The organism is Mucilaginibacter sp. 5C4 (assembly GCF_034345625.1).
Lineage (GTDB): Bacteria > Bacteroidota > Bacteroidia > Sphingobacteriales > Sphingobacteriaceae > Mucilaginibacter > Mucilaginibacter aurantiaciroseus.
The window spans coordinates 1725766-1743018 of the sequence record NZ_CP133775.1 but is presented as its reverse complement, the minus strand read 5'-3'; the positions used below and the strand labels follow the sequence as shown (position 1 = coordinate 1743018).

At 42.0% G+C, this 17253-nt stretch carries 15 protein-coding genes; 6 read left to right on the top strand and 9 right to left on the bottom strand.

Annotated features, from left to right (window positions below; translation table 11 throughout):
* The first annotated feature begins 9 nt into the window (after positions 1-9).
* Together RHM67_RS08220 and RHM67_RS08215 are read left to right on the top strand one after the other, a co-directional pair.
* Positions 10-570, top strand: a complete 561-nt coding sequence (locus RHM67_RS08220) for a PAS domain S-box protein (RefSeq protein ID WP_322231651.1) — start codon at positions 10-12, stop codon at positions 568-570.
* Positions 571-728: 158 nt separating this feature from the next.
* The gene (locus RHM67_RS08215; RefSeq protein WP_322231650.1) at positions 729-3845 is read left to right on the top strand and encodes an AsmA family protein; all 3117 of its coding nucleotides are present in this window, start codon (positions 729-731) and stop codon (positions 3843-3845) included.
* A gap of 78 nt (positions 3846-3923) precedes the next feature.
* Here the strand turns inward: RHM67_RS08215 and RHM67_RS08210 are convergent, their stop codons facing one another.
* On the bottom strand, positions 3924-4505 hold the full coding sequence (locus tag RHM67_RS08210) for a fasciclin domain-containing protein (protein ID WP_322231649.1): 582 nt from the start codon (positions 4503-4505) through the stop codon (positions 3924-3926).
* Between the two features lie 206 nt (positions 4506-4711).
* Entirely contained in the window at positions 4712-5146 is a 435-nt protein-coding gene (locus RHM67_RS08205; RefSeq protein ID WP_322231648.1) for a helix-turn-helix domain-containing protein, read from the bottom strand.
* Between RHM67_RS08205 and RHM67_RS08200 the strand changes: the two genes are divergently transcribed.
* Complete coding sequence (locus tag RHM67_RS08200; RefSeq protein ID WP_322231647.1) at positions 5145-6026, top strand: NmrA family NAD(P)-binding protein; 882 nt, start codon at positions 5145-5147, stop codon at positions 6024-6026. The genes RHM67_RS08205 and RHM67_RS08200 overlap by 2 nt on opposite strands.
* 63 nt (positions 6027-6089) lie before the next feature.
* On the opposite strand, the gene msrB is transcribed toward RHM67_RS08200, so the two are convergent.
* Both msrB and msrA read right to left on the bottom strand, forming a co-directional pair.
* A complete protein-coding gene (msrB, locus tag RHM67_RS08195; RefSeq protein ID WP_322231646.1) occupies positions 6090-6605 on the bottom strand; it encodes a peptide-methionine (R)-S-oxide reductase MsrB in 516 nt (171 codons plus the stop codon).
* Positions 6606-6607: 2 nt separating this feature from the next.
* A complete protein-coding gene (gene msrA, locus RHM67_RS08190) occupies positions 6608-7234 on the bottom strand; it encodes a peptide-methionine (S)-S-oxide reductase MsrA (protein WP_322231645.1) in 627 nt (208 codons plus the stop codon).
* A 285-nt stretch (positions 7235-7519) separates the two neighbouring features.
* Between msrA and RHM67_RS08185 the strand changes: the two genes are divergently transcribed.
* The 3 genes from RHM67_RS08185 (at position 7520) to RHM67_RS08175 (ending at position 10212) form a co-directional block, all read left to right on the top strand.
* Positions 7520-7711: a cold-shock protein gene (locus RHM67_RS08185; protein WP_129875592.1), complete on the top strand. Its 192-nt coding sequence runs from the start codon at positions 7520-7522 to the stop codon at positions 7709-7711.
* Between the two features lie 150 nt (positions 7712-7861).
* Positions 7862-8719 carry a sigma-70 family RNA polymerase sigma factor gene (locus RHM67_RS08180; RefSeq protein ID WP_252758377.1) on the top strand — a complete coding sequence of 286 codons (858 nt, stop codon included), beginning with the start codon at positions 7862-7864 and terminating at the stop codon, positions 8717-8719.
* Positions 8720-8907: 188 nt separating this feature from the next.
* Entirely contained in the window at positions 8908-10212 is a 1305-nt protein-coding gene (locus RHM67_RS08175) for an NAD(P)/FAD-dependent oxidoreductase (protein WP_322231644.1), read from the top strand.
* A 173-nt stretch (positions 10213-10385) separates the two neighbouring features.
* Here the strand turns inward: RHM67_RS08175 and RHM67_RS08170 are convergent, their stop codons facing one another.
* The 5 genes from RHM67_RS08170 to RHM67_RS08150 form a co-directional block, all read right to left on the bottom strand.
* Positions 10386-10736: a DUF6705 family protein gene (locus RHM67_RS08170; protein ID WP_322231643.1), complete on the bottom strand. Its 351-nt coding sequence runs from the start codon at positions 10734-10736 to the stop codon at positions 10386-10388.
* Between the two features lie 120 nt (positions 10737-10856).
* Positions 10857-11153, bottom strand: a complete 297-nt coding sequence (locus tag RHM67_RS08165; protein WP_322231642.1) for a hypothetical protein — start codon at positions 11151-11153, stop codon at positions 10857-10859.
* A 522-nt stretch (positions 11154-11675) separates the two neighbouring features.
* Positions 11676-12086: a hypothetical protein gene (locus RHM67_RS08160; RefSeq protein ID WP_322231641.1), complete on the bottom strand. Its 411-nt coding sequence runs from the start codon at positions 12084-12086 to the stop codon at positions 11676-11678.
* Positions 12087-12096: 10 nt separating this feature from the next.
* Complete coding sequence (locus RHM67_RS08155; RefSeq protein WP_322231640.1) at positions 12097-13836, bottom strand: hypothetical protein; 1740 nt, start codon at positions 13834-13836, stop codon at positions 12097-12099.
* 214 nt (positions 13837-14050) lie between these two features.
* The gene (locus RHM67_RS08150) at positions 14051-17188 is read right to left on the bottom strand and encodes a CusA/CzcA family heavy metal efflux RND transporter (RefSeq protein ID WP_322231639.1); all 3138 of its coding nucleotides are present in this window, start codon (positions 17186-17188) and stop codon (positions 14051-14053) included.
* Positions 17189-17253 lie beyond the last annotated feature (65 nt).

Here is a 17253-nt window from a genome sequence, read left to right as displayed (position 1 = left end):
TTAGAATAGATGAAGTCAGGGGCTTTTAAAATAGCAGCTATATATGTGATTGTGGGGGTGCTATGGATTATGTTGAGCGACAAGCTTTTGTTTGCCATGCAAAATCATTTCGATCTGGAATTTGTGCTGTTTATCAGCAGCATTAAAGGCGTAGCTTACGTACTGCTTACCGGCTTGCTGCTTTATCAACTCATAAAACTGCATACCCGCCGCATTTCCGAAAGTGAATTGCGTTACCGCAGTTATTTTGACGACAACCCCAACCCTATGTGGATCCTCGACCTGCGTACGTTTGCTTTTACTGCCGTGAACGAAGCAGCTATTGTATTTTATGGCTATAGCCGCGAAGAATTTCTCCACATGAATATGCTGGACTTTTGCCCGCCTGAAGATGTTGCCGCGGTACACTTCGCCGCACGCGAATTACAGCCAGGCATGAATGACAACGGCGTATGGCGGCATATTAAAAAAGATGGTGATATTATTAGCGTTGCCATAACATCGCACCTTATCCGCAAACAAAAAAGCGGAAATATTATGGCGATGATAAAAGAGAGATCAACTGTTTGATCTTTAGAGCGATCTTTGATGGATATGCCCCACCCCGTTAAATTAAATTTCCTACAAAGCACATTATTTAAACAAAGGAGTGCTTTTGGCTTATTCTATTTTCATTTTTAGGGTGATGGTTATTTTATGGCTACCTTAACGCCACCTATCCGTTATTTATGTCGTTTCCCGTCAAAAAAATTCTTCTCAAAACCATTAAAATAAGCGCTATTACCATAGTTTCTTTATTAGCGCTGATGTTTTTGCTCCCTTATTTGTTCCCGCAAACGATTACGCAAAAAATAAAGCAATGGGCAGGCGGCAGTATCAACGGCAAATTGGCATTTACAGATACGCGCCTCTCCTTTTTTAAGAAATTCCCGGCACTTACGCTTACGCTGGATAATTTTTTGTTAAGGGGCAGCGCGCCTTTTGATAACGACACACTGGTATCTGCCAAAGAAATTTCGCTGGCTATCGATCTTTCATCGTTACTAAAAAGCAAGATCAACATCAATAAAATATACCTTAACCAGGCCTATATTAATATCCGGGTAGATAGCGCGGGCAGGGCAAATTACAACGTTTATAAAGGCAAAACCGATAAAACGGCTACACCTGCCGATACCGCAAGCGCATCATTAGGCATCGAACAGATCCTGATAGAGAATAGCCGTTTGGTTTATAACGACCGCTCTATGCCCTTGCTGGTTAATGCCCACGGGTTTAACTACAAAGGCAGCGGCGACCTGAGCAAAGACGTGTTTGATCTTTATAGCCATACCGATGCATCATCTGTTGATTTTTACTACGGCAACAAGCCTTATGTGCTCAATAAAAAAGTAAATGCCAACCTGGTAACTAGTATCAACACCAAATCACTGGCCTTTGCTTTTCAAAAAAACGACCTGCTTATCAACCGCCTGCCAGTACAGTTTAAAGGTAAGTTTGAGTTTTTGAAGGATGGTTATGATATGGATTTCAGGATCGTGTCCGAACAAAATAACCTGAACGATATTTTTACCGCCCTGCCGTCTGAATATGCTAAATACGTGGAAGGCACCAACTTGAAAGGCATCGGTAAAATAGAACTGAACCTAATTGGCAAATACATCGCCGCCAAAAACATCATGCCCGATTTGAGCCTTAACCTAAAGGTGCGCAACGGATATGTAGCTAATAAAAACACACCTGCACCGGTTACTAACCTGTATGTGAATATGGATGCCAAAGTGCCGGGACTAAACCCCAATAACCTCAACCTGAATATCGATTCAATATATTTTAATATTGGTAAGGACTATTTCGGCTCGGTAATTAAAATTAAAGGCCTTAAATCGCCACAGGTTTTTGCTAAGATAAATACCGAGATAGACTTGGAGAAATGGTATAAGGCATTCGGTATAAAATCCTTCCAATTTAAGGGCAGGTACAAGTTAAACCTGCTTGCCGAAGGCAAATACAGTACCGGCATAAAACATACGGGCATCAGGCAAAAGGTGGATACTGTTATCACCAGCATACCTAAGTTTACGTTACGGTCATCATTTAGGGATGGCTATGTGAAATACACCCGCCTGCCCGAAGCCCTGAGGAATATTCGTTTTGACTTGAACGCCAATTGCCCCGATAATAACATTGCCCACGCCACCATGGATATGAGCAATATAAACGCCGAGGCCCTAAATAACTACATCAAAGGCCGCCTAAAAATGAGCAATACAGCAGGATCTTTAATTGATGCCGTAATAAAAGCAAAGTTCCACTTGGCAGACATTAAGAAGTTTTACCCGATTAATAGCCTTAACCTGAAAGGCGACCTGTTTGCCGACCTTGAAACTAAGGGCCGGTACATTCCGAAAAGCAGGATCTTCCCGCATACCAAAGCAACCATCAGCCTGCAAAATGGTGCTATCCAAACCAAATACTACCCTCACCCGGTACAAAACATAAACGTACTGGTAAACATTGTAAACAATACAGGTACACTTAAAGGGCTTAAGGTGGATATTAAACCTATCTCCTTTAATTTTGAGGACAAGCCTTTTACCCTGAAAGCCAATCTCAAAAACTTTGACGACCTGGACTATAATATCAGCTCGCGCGGTACTTTAGATATTGGCAAAATTTACAAGGTATTTGCGCTAAAAGGGTACGATGTAAATGGCCTGGTGCGTACCAACTTTAGTCTGAAAGGTAAGCAAAGCGATGCTACAGCAGGGCGATACGCGCAGTTAGCAAACACGGGCACGTTAAAGGTTAAAGACATAAGCCTGCGAAGCGACCTGTTCCCAAAGCCCTTCTTTATCCGCACAGGCAACTTTAGCTTTAATCAGGACAAGATGAAATTTGACCAGTTTAGAGCTGATTATGGCAGATCGATAATTGTTCTAAACGGGGTGCTTTCCAACGTTATCGACTACGCGCTTAAACCTAACGCCCCGCTAAAAGGTGAGTTTAACTTAAACAGCGATCTGATTATAGCGGATGATTTTATGGCATTTGCCGGCACACCTGCAACAGCCAAACCCACCAAAGCATCGGGCGTGATATTGGTGCCCAACAACCTCGACCTAAGTTTTAACGCCAATGTTAAAAAAGTAAAATATAACGGGCTGAATATTAATGATGCCAAAGGGCAGATGAATATCAGCAACGGGCAGATCATATTGAAACAGGCCGGGTTTAATATGATAGGCACACCGGTGGTTATGGATGCAACCTACGGCAGCATCAACCCGCAAAAAGCATTTTTTGATTACAGCATAGATGCCAAAGATTTTGACATACAACGCGCATATCGCGAGGTGAAACTATTTCATGATATGGCATCTTCGGCGGCGCATGTGCAAGGGATTATATCGTTAAATTATAAACTAAGCGGCAAACTTAGCGGCGATATGATGCCCATTTATTCTTCATTAAAAGGTGGCGGTGTGCTCTCGGTTAAAAAAGTAAAAGTAAAGAGCTTTAAACTATTCAGCGCAGTTGGTAAAGCAACCGGTAGGGATAGCCTCGGAGGTAAAAACAACCTATCCAAAGTAGATATAAAAACAACTATTGCCAATAATATCATCACCATAGAGCGCACTAAAATGCGTATGGCAGGGTTTAGGCCAAGGATAGAAGGCCAGGTAAGTTTTAGCGGTGCGCTTAACCTCAAATTTAGGTTGGGCTTACCACCGCTGGGTATTTTCGGCATACCAATGACCATTACCGGCACACAGGAAAAACCAAAAGTGCGCCTTGGCCGTGGCAAAAAACAAGACGAATTGAAAGAGGAAAAAGAAGAATAAAGACAGTCTTTCAAAAACTATAAAAATGCAAAAGCCCCTAACTTCGTCGGGGGCTTTTGCATTTTTATTTTGGCTATATTATTTAGCAGGTGCCAAAACAGAATTTAAGCCATTTACCACACCATTTGCGCCTACCAAGTCATATAAAACTACCTGGGCGGTATTGCCCGCGGCGTTTGCCAACTGCAATTTCTTATCGGCAGTAACTGAAAGCGTTAGCGTTTGCCCGTCGATAGTGGTTAACGTCGCTTTACCTTTCCCGGCATTTAATGCTTTTATGATATCGGCCTTTGCATATTTACCGGTTACTACATGGCCTTTTAGCACGGTAGCCAGTTTAGCAGGGTCTTTACTTAAACTATCAAGCTTTGCAGGCGACAATGCGCTGAACGCGGCATTGTTTGGCGCGAAGATGGTATATGGCCCCCCTGTTTTAAGGGTAGCGTCAAGTCCCGCTGCTTTTACTTCAGCAAGGGCGGTAGAGTAATCTGCGTTACTGGCTAATGCGCCAACCACATCAGTTGCACCATCTGCTGGTGCTGCTGTAGTGGTAGTGGTTGTCGTGGTTTTTTTGGTGGTATCCTGTACCTGTGCAAATACACGGCCGGCTGTTAAGTTTAAAACGACTAATGCGCCAACCATTAAAACGGATCTTTTCATGTTATTCATGTTTTTAATTCAATTAATTATTTGGTTAAAAGCGTATAAGTTTATCTATATCGTAGTATTAGTTTTAAGTGGGTAACTGCCTTCTATAACGCCCAAAAATCGAAAATTGTTTACAGACGCAATAAAACGCGTCTATAAACATTGCCTATACCCCCATAAAACGCTAAAGTACAAACATTTGCAAACGCTTATTTTTTTTAGTTTTTGCCGATAAATTTAAAGCCCCAGGTGGCTATAGCTTCCATAACCGGGGTTAAACTTTCGCCTGTTTTACTTAGTTTATAAGTGACATGTGGTGGTACTACAGGCTCGGATTTACGGATAACCAGATCATCCTCCTGCAATTGTTTCAGGTGCTGTATCAGCATCTTTTCGGTAATGTTTGGGATGGCTTTCTTTAATTCGTTATAGCGCTTTGGCCCGCTCATTAGCTGGTAAAGGATAATGGGTTTCCAGTGCCCGCCTATTTTGTTCATCAAATAACTTACCGGGCAGGCATTAATGGCTATTTCTTTGTTTTCGTTGCGGGTCGAGCTTTCTTTAATGGCGGTCATAGATACATACTTTAGGGTAAGTACTTGTAAAAAAGTAAGTACAAATATACCTTTGTCATCAACAAAAAAAAATATCATGAAAATTACATTAACAGGCTCATTGGGCAACATAAGTAAACCACTGGCAACTGAATTGGTACAAGCAGGCCATACCGTAACGCTTATCAGCAGCAGCGCGGATAAAGCCGCAGAAATTAAAAAGCTTGGCGCTATCCCGGCAATTGGTTCGGTAGATGATATTGCTTTCCTAACTAACGCATTTAAAGGCGCCGATACCATCTACACCATGATACCCAATAACTTTGTCGCGGCAAACTTCCGCGCGTACATTGGCGGTGTTGGTAAAAACTATGCAGAAGCGATAAAAGCATCGGGCATTATAAAAGTGGTGAACCTAAGCAGTACTGGTGCGCACATTGATGGCGGTACCGGCCCTATCTCTGGCATTCACGATGTAGAGCAAACTTACAAGCAACTCGATGGCGTGGCGATAAAACACCTGCGCCCGGCTTTCTTCTACACCAACTTATTGGCGAACATCGATATGATCAAACATCTTGGTTTTTTGGGTGCTAATTATGGCTATAACTCCCGCATCGTGTTTGTACATCCCAATGATATTGCCGAAGTGGCCGCCGCAGAATTGCAAAGCGACTTTAGCGGCACCAGCATCCGCTACATTTCATCCGACGAAAGAACCACCAATGAGGTAGCGTCTATTTTAGGCGCAGCAATTGGTAAACCTGATTTAAAATGGATTGACTTTACCGATGAGCAGAACTTACAGGGTCTTTTGCAGGCCGGATTACCACCGGAGATTGCCCGTAACTATGTAGAAATGGGTACTGCTGTACGCAGCGGTATTTTATGGGAAGACTATGATAAGCATGAGCATAGCCATGGTAAAACCAAATTAACAGATTTCGCGGTTGATTTTGCGAAGGCGTTTAATTCATAAAACTTACTACAGCAAAAAGCCCGGACTGGTAATCAGTGCGGGCTTTTTGCTAACAATATATTCTTACAATCCGTCGGGTTGAAAATCTAACGAAACAGAGTTCATGCAAAACCTTTTGTAGGTTGGCGCAGGGCCGTCGTTAAATATATGCCCCAGGTGCGAGCTGCAACGCGCGCAGATCACCTCGGTACGCAGCATCCCCACAGAATTATCCTGTTTGTAGATCACGCTGCTCTTCCTCACCGGCTCGTAAAAGCTTGGCCAGCCGCAATCGCTTGCAAACTTGGCATCAGAACGGAATAACTTGTTACCACAAACGGCGCAATAGTAAGTCCCCTTGGCGCTTTTGTTCCAGAACTGGCCGGTAAAAGGGCGTTCGGTGGCTTGTTCGCGGGCGGTTGCGTATAAGGCTGGTGGCAGTATTTTTTTCCACTGGGCATCCGTAACCTTTAAAGGTGTGGTATCGGTATTAGAATAGTATGGGTTATTTTCGTGCCCTTTATTACTCTTTAAATGTTGCGCGAATGTGCTGCAGGTAACACTCAGCAACAATACAGCGGTGATATATATCGGTTTCATTTTTAGCTTTTCAATTTATTTTTAAATACCCTTCTGAATTTATCCAACTCTGGCTGTATCACATATTTGCAATACGGGTTGCTCCCTTTGTTTTGGTTAAAATAACCCTGGTGATAATCCTCGGCCTTGTAAAAAACTTTGTAAGGCGTTACCAGGGTAACAATATTGCTTTTGTAGACTTTCTCGGCATTTAGCTTACCAATATAATAATCGGCTTTTTGTTTTTGGGCGGCGTTATGGTAAAATATAGCCGAGCGGTATTGTGTGCCCACATCGTTACCCTGGCGATTAAGCTGGGTTGGGTCGTGTGCTACAAAAAACGCGGCGAGTAAATCATCATAGCTAATCTCTTTAGGGTCGTAAACAATGTTGCAGGCTTCGGCGTGGCCGGTGGTGCCGGTGCAAACCTGTTTGTAGGTTGGGTTGGCAACTGTGCCACCGCTAAAACCGGATACCACCTTTTTAACGCCCTTTAATTGCTGAAACTTAGCTTCGGTACACCAAAAGCAACCTGTGGCAAATGTGGCGGTGTCTAATTTAACCTTATCGGTAACAGCAGTTTTAGGCGTACCTGCCAGGGCGCTAAAACCTATTAATAATAGTGCGATTTGAATGATTATCTTCTTCATGTAATTTTTGAGATGCACACGCTTTTTTAAGCGTGTTTATTAAATAACGTAAAAAACGGTTTTAAGTATTGCCGCTTGGTCGTAAAATATCACGCAAACTTACACGTTGTGTATGATTGTGATGTGCGGATGACAAACGCCATTTATCGGTCAATAACAAAAAACAATTCATTGTCATTTTACGTATAAATACTACGGTAAGCCTAACTAAAAGCATATCAATTAATTATTAATACCATTTAATGAATAATAAATGGTATATTTGTCACTATTTAAATCAATATAATGCAACAAGGAACAGTAAAATTTTTTAACGAAGAAAAGGGTTTTGGATTCATCACCCCAAGTAACGGTGGCAAAGAAGTGTTTGTTCACTCATCAGGTTTAGTTGATCGCATCCGCGAAAACGATACTGTACAGTATGAAGTAGAAGAAGGCAAAAAAGGCCCTAACGCGGTAAAAGTTAAAGTAGCTTAATACACTATATTAATAATCGTGAAGCATTCTCCCTAATCCGGAGAATGCTTTTTATGTTTTTTTCGGGCCATTCAAAACGCCCGCTCCCGCTCTTTTAAAGTTTATTTATTATTTAATTGCCGGCAAAGGTGGCCGCATTATTTCCACTAAATGAGACAACTTAAGATAAGTCAATCTATTACCAACCGCGAAACCCAATCGCTGGATAAATACTTAACAGAGATTGGTAAAGTAGACCTCATTAGCGCACAGGAAGAAGTTATCCTGGCACAAAAAATACGCGAAGGCGACCAGGCCGCTTTAGAGCGCCTTACAAAAGCCAACCTTCGTTTCGTAGTATCTGTAGCAAAACAATATCAAAACCAGGGCATTACCCTTGGCGACCTTATTAACGAAGGTAACCTTGGCCTTATAAAAGCGGCCCGCCGTTTTGATGAAACCAAAGGTTTCAAATTTATATCATACGCCGTTTGGTGGATCCGCCAATCTATTATCTCTGCTATATCAGACCAATCACGTTCGGTACGTTTACCGTTGAACCAGATAGGTACATTGAGCAAGATCCGCAAAACACAATCATCGCTTGAGCAACAGTTAGAACGCGAAGCAACCCCCGAAGAACTGGCTGAATGCCTGGAAACTACGGTTGAAAAGATTGCCGACTCGTTACGTAACTCGGGCCGCCAGGTATCTATGGATGCCCCTTTCCAACAAGGCGAAGAAGGTACATTGCTTGATGTTATGCACAATGATGACCCAACTACCGACAGTGGTTTAATCCACGATTCGTTAGCTACCGAGCTTGGCCGTTCCCTGTCTAAATTAGGTGAGCGCGACCGCGAAGTATTGATGCTATTTTACGGCTTGGGCGACAATCACACCCATACCTTAGAAGAAATAGGCGAAAAATTTGTCCTTACCCGCGAACGTGTTCGCCAAATTAAGGACAAAGCCTTGCAACGTATAAAGCAATCATCGCGTAGTGGCGCGCTACAATCTTACTTGTAACAGCACCATCCGCAGAAATAAAAAAGCCGCTTTTAAATCACTTAAAAGCGGCTTTTTTCGCCCTAAAAACGCCCTTAATAGCCATTATCAAGGCTATGTAAAATTAGGTTGATTTTTTAGTGTGCTCTATACACTTTACGTACATTTACATTGTTATTTATAATGGTGACAAACAAAAAAATACAGAAATGAGCGATCTTTCTAACCCTGAAGTTTTTACAGGTAGCGCGCCTGCAACTATTAAAAAAATTGTGGTTATTGGGGGCGGTTTTGCCGGTGTAAACTTTGCGCAAAACGTGGCAAAAAACAAAAACTACCAGGTTACCCTGATAGATAAAAATAACTTCAACTATTTCCCTCCCCTGCTGTACCAGGTATCAACCAGTTTCCTGGAACCATCAAGCATCAGTTACCCATTCCGTAAATTGTTCCGTAAGGATAACATCCGTTTCCGTATGGGCGAACCCGTGAAGGTTGACCCTGCCACACAAACCGTCTATTTAAAGGATGGCGAACTGAACTACGATTACCTGGTGTTTGCATCTGGTGCCAAAACAAACTTTTTTGGGAATGCTAATATAGAGGCAAATGCCATCCCGATGAAAAGCATTGACGATGGCCTGCGCATGCGTAACGCCCTGCTGCAAACCCTTGAACGCGCCACCATTACCCAAGACCCTGCCGAGCGCAAAAAACTACTGACCATTGTGGTAGCAGGTGGTGGGCCAACCGGCGTGGAGGTATCGGGCATGTTGGCCGAGATGAAGAATTATATCTTTAAAAAAGATTACCCCGAACTGGTTAACAAGCCCGGCGCTATCTATATTATTGATGGCAGCCCTAACCTGTTAGGTGCCATGAGCGAGAAAACGCACAAGGAAGCCTACAAGGTGCTTACCAGCCTTGGTATAAAAGTAAGGCTAAACCTGCATGTTAAGGATTATGTTGACGGCAAAATCATGCTCTCAAACGGCGAAGTGATTGAATCAAGCACGCTGATTTGGGCGGCGGGGATCACTGCCAATACATTTGATGGCATCCCAACAACCAGCCTTGGCCCGGGACGGAGGATGATAACCGACGGGAACAACAAAGTAATAGGTTTAGATAATATTTATGCTATTGGCGATGCCTGTATCCTAATGACGGATGAAGCTTACCCCAAAGGCCACCCGCAGATAGCACAGGTTGCCATACAGCAAGGCCGTACATTGGCTATCAACTTTATAGCCATGGCTAAAGGCCAGCCTTTAAAACCATTTAAATACTTTGATAAGGGCGATATGGCTATTATAGGCCGCAACAGCGCGGTGGTAGATCTGTTTAAGCACAAGGTACACTTCCGCGGGGTGTTAGCTTTGTTTATGTGGCTGTTCATCCACCTCATCTCCTTGGTGAATTACCGCAACAAACTGCGTACCCTTTACAACTGGGCGGTTGCCTATTTAAGTCGAGATCAGTCTTTTAGGATGATATTTAAGTCGGGCGTGTAAGTTTAAGTATGATTAATTATACTTTGCATTTTAAGGGATATATCAAGTAAGACGACACTCGGGTGTTTCAGATCCAAATATAACGCTTTCTCGGTTTGATAGCGTCCAACTCGCTATATTACCAATACATTGAGATAATTCTAATATAACATCGCCACTTTTTGATTTTCTATCTAAATCATAGAATATAATTTGACTCTATCCTTACTTTTATCTTTATCTATATATCCCCCTGATTTAATGATGGAACAACCAATAGATGATTGTAAAACTTGCCCACCTATTTTTAGGGTATAATCCCCCTTAATTAAATCGATGTAAAAACCATCCCCGTTTTTCACATATGTTTTCACAAGTTTAAAGTTAATGGAAAAGATAATGTAGTGCGATAGGTATTTCCACTCACCTGTAAACCATTGTAAATCGGGCTGGGTAAGATAAATTTCTTTGGAGGTCTGTTGCGCAGGCGGTAGACTGTAGCCCACCCCATGAAAGTTTAGTTGCATCATCAACTGATAATCCAAGAAACATTTGTCGAAGATCAACTGCCATTTGAGAAGCAAATGTTGAAGCTATTGTATTATGCTGCAACTGACCTAAGTTTCCAATAGTTGTTAAATATGCGTGGAGGCTCTCATGTATAATTACTGTTGAATAAACTCTTGAGAAGAATTAGGCAACTCATTTTTGTTCAAATTAACAGTAATAGTAAGATTCCCATTAGGATCTAAACTTGATGGTGGAGGCGTGAAACCCTTTTGCCCTGCTATTAAATTCATATCGTCGCTATAAGTAATATTTACTTTTGCAAAGCCACTAAATACATTTTGAATCAAGCTGCTTTTTTGTCGTCGCAGAGTATCTTTCAGGACATTCTCCGAATAAAGAACGTGGGGTGCGACTAAAAAGTTAATTTCCGGGCGGTATATTTTGATAATCAATCGCCTTTAAAGGCTTTTTTGGAGTAACTAAATTAACTTTGTGCATTAAGTAAGAATCGTCAGCTTTCTTTTCAATATATATATATATATATATATATATATATATATATATAACACAGTAGCTGTTAAATTTAAGGTTTTCTTAGCTAAATCAATTAAGGTCGGTAAGCTTCTTGTAGTTATTTTACCAAAAATACTTTTATCTATTCTCTGTCCTGGTTCCTTAAGTTTATATATAAAAGTTGGCTTGGCACCAAATTCCAAACAGGGGCAGTTTATGGTAAAGTATTTAAAGTTAGATTCAATTCCAACTTCTAACATTCTATCTCTTAAAGGAGTTTTAAGGTATCAACCAAATAATAAACGGTATCAATATTGCCGATTGTGTTTTGTGAATAGCTTTTGTAAAAGCTAAAGCAAAAAATGATTGTTAAGATATACTTCATAATATGATTCAATACCTTTATTCATTCGTTTTTAAATAGCTTATTAAATTGCGAGATCGGCGTTAAATTATTATGATTAATTAGCTGTTTGTGTTTGACTTAATCGAGTATTATGTACAATATATCTTTTTTTGGAAGGCTCTATAAAAAAGAAAACATATTTTTTGTCTTGTTCATATGTTAAAGCTGTTTTAGCTTTCAGTATAAGTCCAGGTAAATTCACTAAGTGATATAAACTTAATTTGTCGTTACTCAAAATTACTTTATTCTTTTCCGTCGTTTTGTAACTAAATATAGGTCTCTCATCGTTTTTAAGACAAGGGCATTGTAAAATACAATACATTACCGGGGCATCATACTCAAATTTCCACATCCCATCTTTATCATAATTTTTATTAGTATTAATTATATAATACACAGAATCTACGCTTTGAGCCAAGGCAGACAACTGGTTTAAGAAAAAAAACAAAAGTAGTATCTTTTTCATTGGATTTGTTTTAGCAGCCACCTGTAGGCAATTTACCCACATTTGCAGTTATCTGGGATGACCAGAACGTTTGTAAATTAGAACTTGTAATATTGTACCTAGCCATAATTGCAGAATATGTTTGAGCCAGCGAAGACTGCATAACTGCGAAATCACCGGTATCAAGGCCATAAAGCATTGTCATCGCGTATTCCTTATCAGTGTGTGAATTGTTATCCCATGATTTTAAAGCGCTTACTGCTTGATTAAAATAATCAGTCATCATTTCATTATGGTCTCTATAATTAGTTGGTAAACCGTCCATTATAGCCCAGGTATTTAATGCGTACAGCCACGGCTTCTCCGAACTATAGTTAGCTGGAATTTTAAAGTCATCAACATACGTCTTAATATTGTAATTTATATAAGCGTGTATAGTTTCATGTATTACAGCCGCTGCAATTATTAATTGAGAGCTATTTTGCAACATATTTGTATTCAGTGTAATGTCAGCACTTCTCCCGAATGTTGAAGTTTTTCCTAACATGTATGTGTTAGCACTCCCTGGAATCATAGGATTTGGACTATTCCAACTCAATGATGCATTGTTCCAGTTTAAATCGGGTTTTTTTGTAGTTGCAAAAGGCAACACGAGATTATTGTAATTCGGGTTCTGCATTAATTTATCCAATATCAATTTTACAGCACAAGGAAAATTAGTTCTCAATTGAGAAACATTTATAATTAGTGGTTTAGGTGCCACCTGCGTGCATGGGCTAGGCGTTGTAGGTGACGGGAAACCACCATCCCATGTCGGGTCAGACTTATACTTTTGCACTTTAACGCCGTTAATCTGCTGCCTTCCCGGAAGCGACATCAGGTCGCAGGGTATTTTGGGTGGTGCCGGGGTTGTGGTGCCGCTGCCTGACCCACCGCCACCACCGCTGCCGGCTCCGTTGCCAGAACCACCGCTGCCGCCCGATGAACCGATATCTATGGACGTGTAATAGCAATCCTGGCCACCGTAAAAATATTTGGGGGAAGTAAGCGTACCGTCGGCTTGTGTATATTGGGTAGTATAATACCATGCCGTACATATTTGCGCCAGGTTAATCTCTTTTTTGATGCTTTGTGTAACCAGGCTGCTATTGGTTACCGGTGGCGCGTCTTTTACCATTTGGCCTGTTATAATTCCATTTTTGTAAAAATACCCGCTTACAAACTTTCCCTGCGGGGTCGAGTAATAAAGTATGCCGCTAAAATCATCATCATGTTTAGCATAAGTGTTCTTTGCAAGTTTTGACGAATCTCCGTTGATATAACCGTCATCCCCGATAATAGTCATGACATAGGCATTGTAGCTTTCGCCATCCTTTAAGATCAATACGGTGCTGCGGCTGTTGTTTGTCGAAGGCTGAGCGGAGCCTATCTTTAAGCCTATCTTTGATGCCGAATCTACAGGCATTTCAATTACATCATCATCAAAACGGCTATAATTTTTTGCATCTTTCCAATCAGGATTAAAAAACTGGCTCAGGTCAAATTCATCACCCAAAGAATTAGTAACTTTCCCTGAATTTTCATTGCGTTTTGTAAACTTAACTTCATACCAGCTTTTGGCGGCCAGTATTTGAGAGTTGGTAATAGTTAAGGCTGCTGCCTTATCCGTTTTAGAGATTTCTTTACGGCAACCGTAGATGATGCCGCAGAAGGCCATAAGAAAAATTAATCCCGATTTAAAAGTTTTATTTTTAAAGTAGAAGTTTTTCATTGTGATTAGCTGGTTGTTATTTCTATCTAAGATAATCTATAAAATTCAAAAAGCAAATGTTTTCAAAGTTAAAAACCAACCGATAGATCGTAGAACCAAAGCAGGGACAATGCTTCCGGATGATATTCAAATCCGGGGTGTAACATAATAACATTGCAGTCCCTAAGATAATCCCTCGCGGCTCATCTTAGGGTGCAATGTTTCAAACAATAAACTAAGCACTAACTACGCCCATCCTTTTTAATAGTTTCCGGTTTTCGCGCCTATGAATTAGCTTGTAAACCATAGCGTAAATAACAGGTAATATTAAGAGGGTAAGAATAGTTGAGGTAACCAAGCCCCCTATCACCACAATGGCTAAGGGTTTTTGGGTTTCGGAGCCTATCCCGGTTGATAAGGCGGCAGGCATCAGGCCGATAGCGGCCATCAGGGCGGTCATCACCACCGGGCGCACACGTGATACCACACCCTCTAACAGGGCCGTGTTAAGCGGCATATGCGCCTCCAGGTTCTTGCGGAACACGGAGATGAGGATAACACCGTTTTGGATACACACCCCAAACAGGGCTATGAAACCAATACCGGCCGAGATACTGAAGTTAACGTGCGTAATATGCAGCGCCAGGATCCCGCCCATCAGCGCGAACGGTACGTTCATAATTACCAGTACGGCATCTTTAGCGTTGCCAAAAGTAACGTACAGTATCAGGAAGATAACCAGCAAACATATAGGCACCACCCGTGCAAGCGTATTTGATGCGCGGATCTGGTTCTCAAACTCACCGTTCCAGGTAAATGAGTACCCCTGGTCAAGCTTTACAGCTTTATCTACCTTTTCCTGGGCTTCTGCTATAGTACCGCCCAGGTCGCGCCCACGTACCGAGAACTTAACCGCTATGTAACGCATGTTGTTATCCCTGTAAATAAATGCAGGGCCGGTTTGTGAGGTAATGCTCGATATTTCTTTAATGGATATTTTAGAACCATTCATGGTAGGTACCATCAGGTTCTCTATTTTTTCCTGCGTATCGCGGAATTGCTTTTGGTAACGGATCCGGATATCAAACTTGCGTTCGCCTTCGTATAACTGGGTAACAGCCTTACCACCTATCGCCATCTCTATCACCGAGTTCGCATCAGCGGTTGATACGCCATAAACGGCCATTTTGCGCTGATCCAGCTCTATCCTGAACTCGGGTTGCCCAAGGTTACGCAATACGCCAAGGTCTTCAACCCCTTTTATATTTTTTAGCACCGCCATTACCTGGTCCGCCTTGGCATCCAGTGTTTTAAAATCGGGCCCAAATACTTTTACGGCCATGGATGCGGGCACACCCGCCACGGCTTCGGCAACGTTATCAATAATAGGCTGCGAGTAATTGAAAATAATACCCGGGAACTGGCTTAGCTTTTTATCCATTTCGGCAATCAGCTCTTCCTGGGTTATTTTACTTTTCCATTCCTTTTTAGGCAAAAGATCCACCTGGATCTGTACGTTAAAAAAGCCTTTAGGGTCGGTACCATCATTGGTACGGCCTACTTGCGACAGCGTTTGTTTCACCTCGGGGAAGGTTGACAGCACCTGGCGCATTTTATTGGTTACGTTAACAGAATTTTCGAGCGAGGTGCTCATTGGCAGCTGTGCCGTAACCCAAAGCGCCCCTTCGTTTAATTGTGGTAAAAACTCGGTACCCAAAAACTTAGCCGATATAAAGGTTAGTATCATGAAAGATACCGATACGATAAGGCTTAATTTTTGATTACGATAGGTAAAATTGAACATGCGGCGGATGCCGTTCTCAAAAAACAGTACCACCGGGTTATGCTTTTCACGTACATTTTTCTTAAGCAGGATGCTTGATAATGCAGGCACAAGCGTAAGCGTAAATATCAATGCACCTAACAAGGCAAAACCTAAGGTGTATGCCAGCGGTGAGAACATTTTACCCTCTACCTTTTGGAACGCGAAGATGGGGATCAAACAAGTGATGATGATCAGTTTGGAGAAGAATATAGCTTTACCCATTTCGGCACCTACATTCTTAAACAAACCAAGCTTGGCTATCTTGTTAAACTTCTCCATGCCCAGTTCTTTGGCGCGATGGTCGAGCGCTACGAAGATGCCCTCCACCATCACCACGGCACCATCTATAATGATACCAAAATCTATCGCTCCCATCGATAGCAGGTTGGCTGTCATCCCCTTAATGCGCATACAAATGAACGCGAAGAGCAGCGCCAGCGGGATAATAATGGCTACGGTTAGGGTTGTCCTCCAATCTGCCATAAACAGGAACACGATAACAGTTACCAGCACAATACCCTCTAACAGGTTATGGATCACCGTTTCGGTACAAAAATCCATCAGCGTGGTACGGTCATAAAACGTATCTAACTTTACATCTTTAGGGAGTATGTTGTTGTTCAGGTCCTGCACCTTAGCGCGAATGCGGGTAAGCACTTCGGCAGGGTTCTCGCCCTTACGCATTACTACAATACCTTCAATAACATCGCTGTTTTTATCGCGCCCTACCTGGCCTAAACGTGGCAAGCCACTTTCTTTAATTTCGGCAACATTACGCGCCAGTATAGGTACGTTTTTTACGTTTTTAACAATGATGTTCTCTATCTCGCTAATGTTGTTGATCAAACCAATACCACGCACCACAAAGGCCTGGTCGTTCTTTTCAATTACATCGCCCCCTACGTTTATATTACTGCGGCTTATAGCGTTAAATACATCAAGGGATGTCATCCCATATTTTTGCAGCAGCGCCGGGTTAACGCTTACTTCATACGTTTTTTCTTCGCCACCAAAGCTGTTTACATCGGCAACACCTGGTACGGCTTTAAACTGCCTGTCAAGCACCCAATCTTGTATAGCGGTAAGCTCGTGTAACGATTTGGTTTTGCTTTTTAGCGTATAACGATAGATCTCGCCTGTTGGGCCATAAGGCGGCTCTACTTCCGGTTTTACACCGTCGGGCAGGTCGGCGTTACCTAAGCGGCTTAGTACCTGCTGGCGGGCAAAGGCATCGTCTACATCGTCATCAAAAATTATGCGGATGTATGACAAACCAAATGACGAGGTTGTGCGCAGGTTAGCCTTCTTTTGAACAGAGTTTAGTACGGTTTCCATTGGTATGGTCACCATTTTTTCTATCTCCTCGGCACTGCGGCCGGGCCATTGTGCAATAATGATAATTTGCGTATTGGTAACGTCCGGAAACGTCTCTATAGGGGTATTCAAGTAGCTCCAGACGCCCAATACAGCCAGCACCGCTGTTAAAAAGAATACCATCGCCCGGTGCCTTAGCGAAAAGTATATGATATTTTTAATGAAATTGTTCATTTGTATATTTTTGAGAGTCAGGAATCAAGAGCCAAGAATCAAGAGATCCTTATAAGTCTGATTTG

Excerpts from the sequence above, each read along its gene's own strand:
- RHM67_RS08175 (WP_322231644.1), top strand. The coding sequence starts at position 8,908 with ATGAGCGATCTTTCTAACCCTGAAGTTTTTACAGGTAGCGCGCCTGCA.
- msrB (WP_322231646.1), bottom strand. The coding sequence starts at position 6,605 with ATGAAACCGATATATATCACCGCTGTATTGTTGCTGAGTGTTACCTGC.
- RHM67_RS08220 (WP_322231651.1), top strand. The coding sequence starts at position 10 with ATGAAGTCAGGGGCTTTTAAAATAGCAGCTATATATGTGATTGTGGGG.
- RHM67_RS08205 (WP_322231648.1), bottom strand. The coding sequence starts at position 5,146 with ATGATATTTTTTTTTGTTGATGACAAAGGTATATTTGTACTTACTTTT.
- RHM67_RS08200 (WP_322231647.1), top strand. The coding sequence starts at position 5,145 with ATGAAAATTACATTAACAGGCTCATTGGGCAACATAAGTAAACCACTG.
- RHM67_RS08185 (WP_129875592.1), top strand. The coding sequence starts at position 7,520 with ATGCAACAAGGAACAGTAAAATTTTTTAACGAAGAAAAGGGTTTTGGA.
- RHM67_RS08155 (WP_322231640.1), bottom strand. The coding sequence starts at position 13,836 with ATGAAAAACTTCTACTTTAAAAATAAAACTTTTAAATCGGGATTAATT.
- RHM67_RS08215 (WP_322231650.1), top strand. The coding sequence starts at position 729 with ATGTCGTTTCCCGTCAAAAAAATTCTTCTCAAAACCATTAAAATAAGC.
- RHM67_RS08180 (WP_252758377.1), top strand. The coding sequence starts at position 7,862 with ATGAGACAACTTAAGATAAGTCAATCTATTACCAACCGCGAAACCCAA.
- msrA (WP_322231645.1), bottom strand. The coding sequence starts at position 7,234 with ATGAAGAAGATAATCATTCAAATCGCACTATTATTAATAGGTTTTAGC.
- RHM67_RS08160 (WP_322231641.1), bottom strand. The coding sequence starts at position 12,086 with ATGAAAAAGATACTACTTTTGTTTTTTTTCTTAAACCAGTTGTCTGCC.
- RHM67_RS08210 (WP_322231649.1), bottom strand. The coding sequence starts at position 4,505 with ATGAAAAGATCCGTTTTAATGGTTGGCGCATTAGTCGTTTTAAACTTA.
- RHM67_RS08150 (WP_322231639.1), bottom strand. The coding sequence starts at position 17,188 with ATGAACAATTTCATTAAAAATATCATATACTTTTCGCTAAGGCACCGG.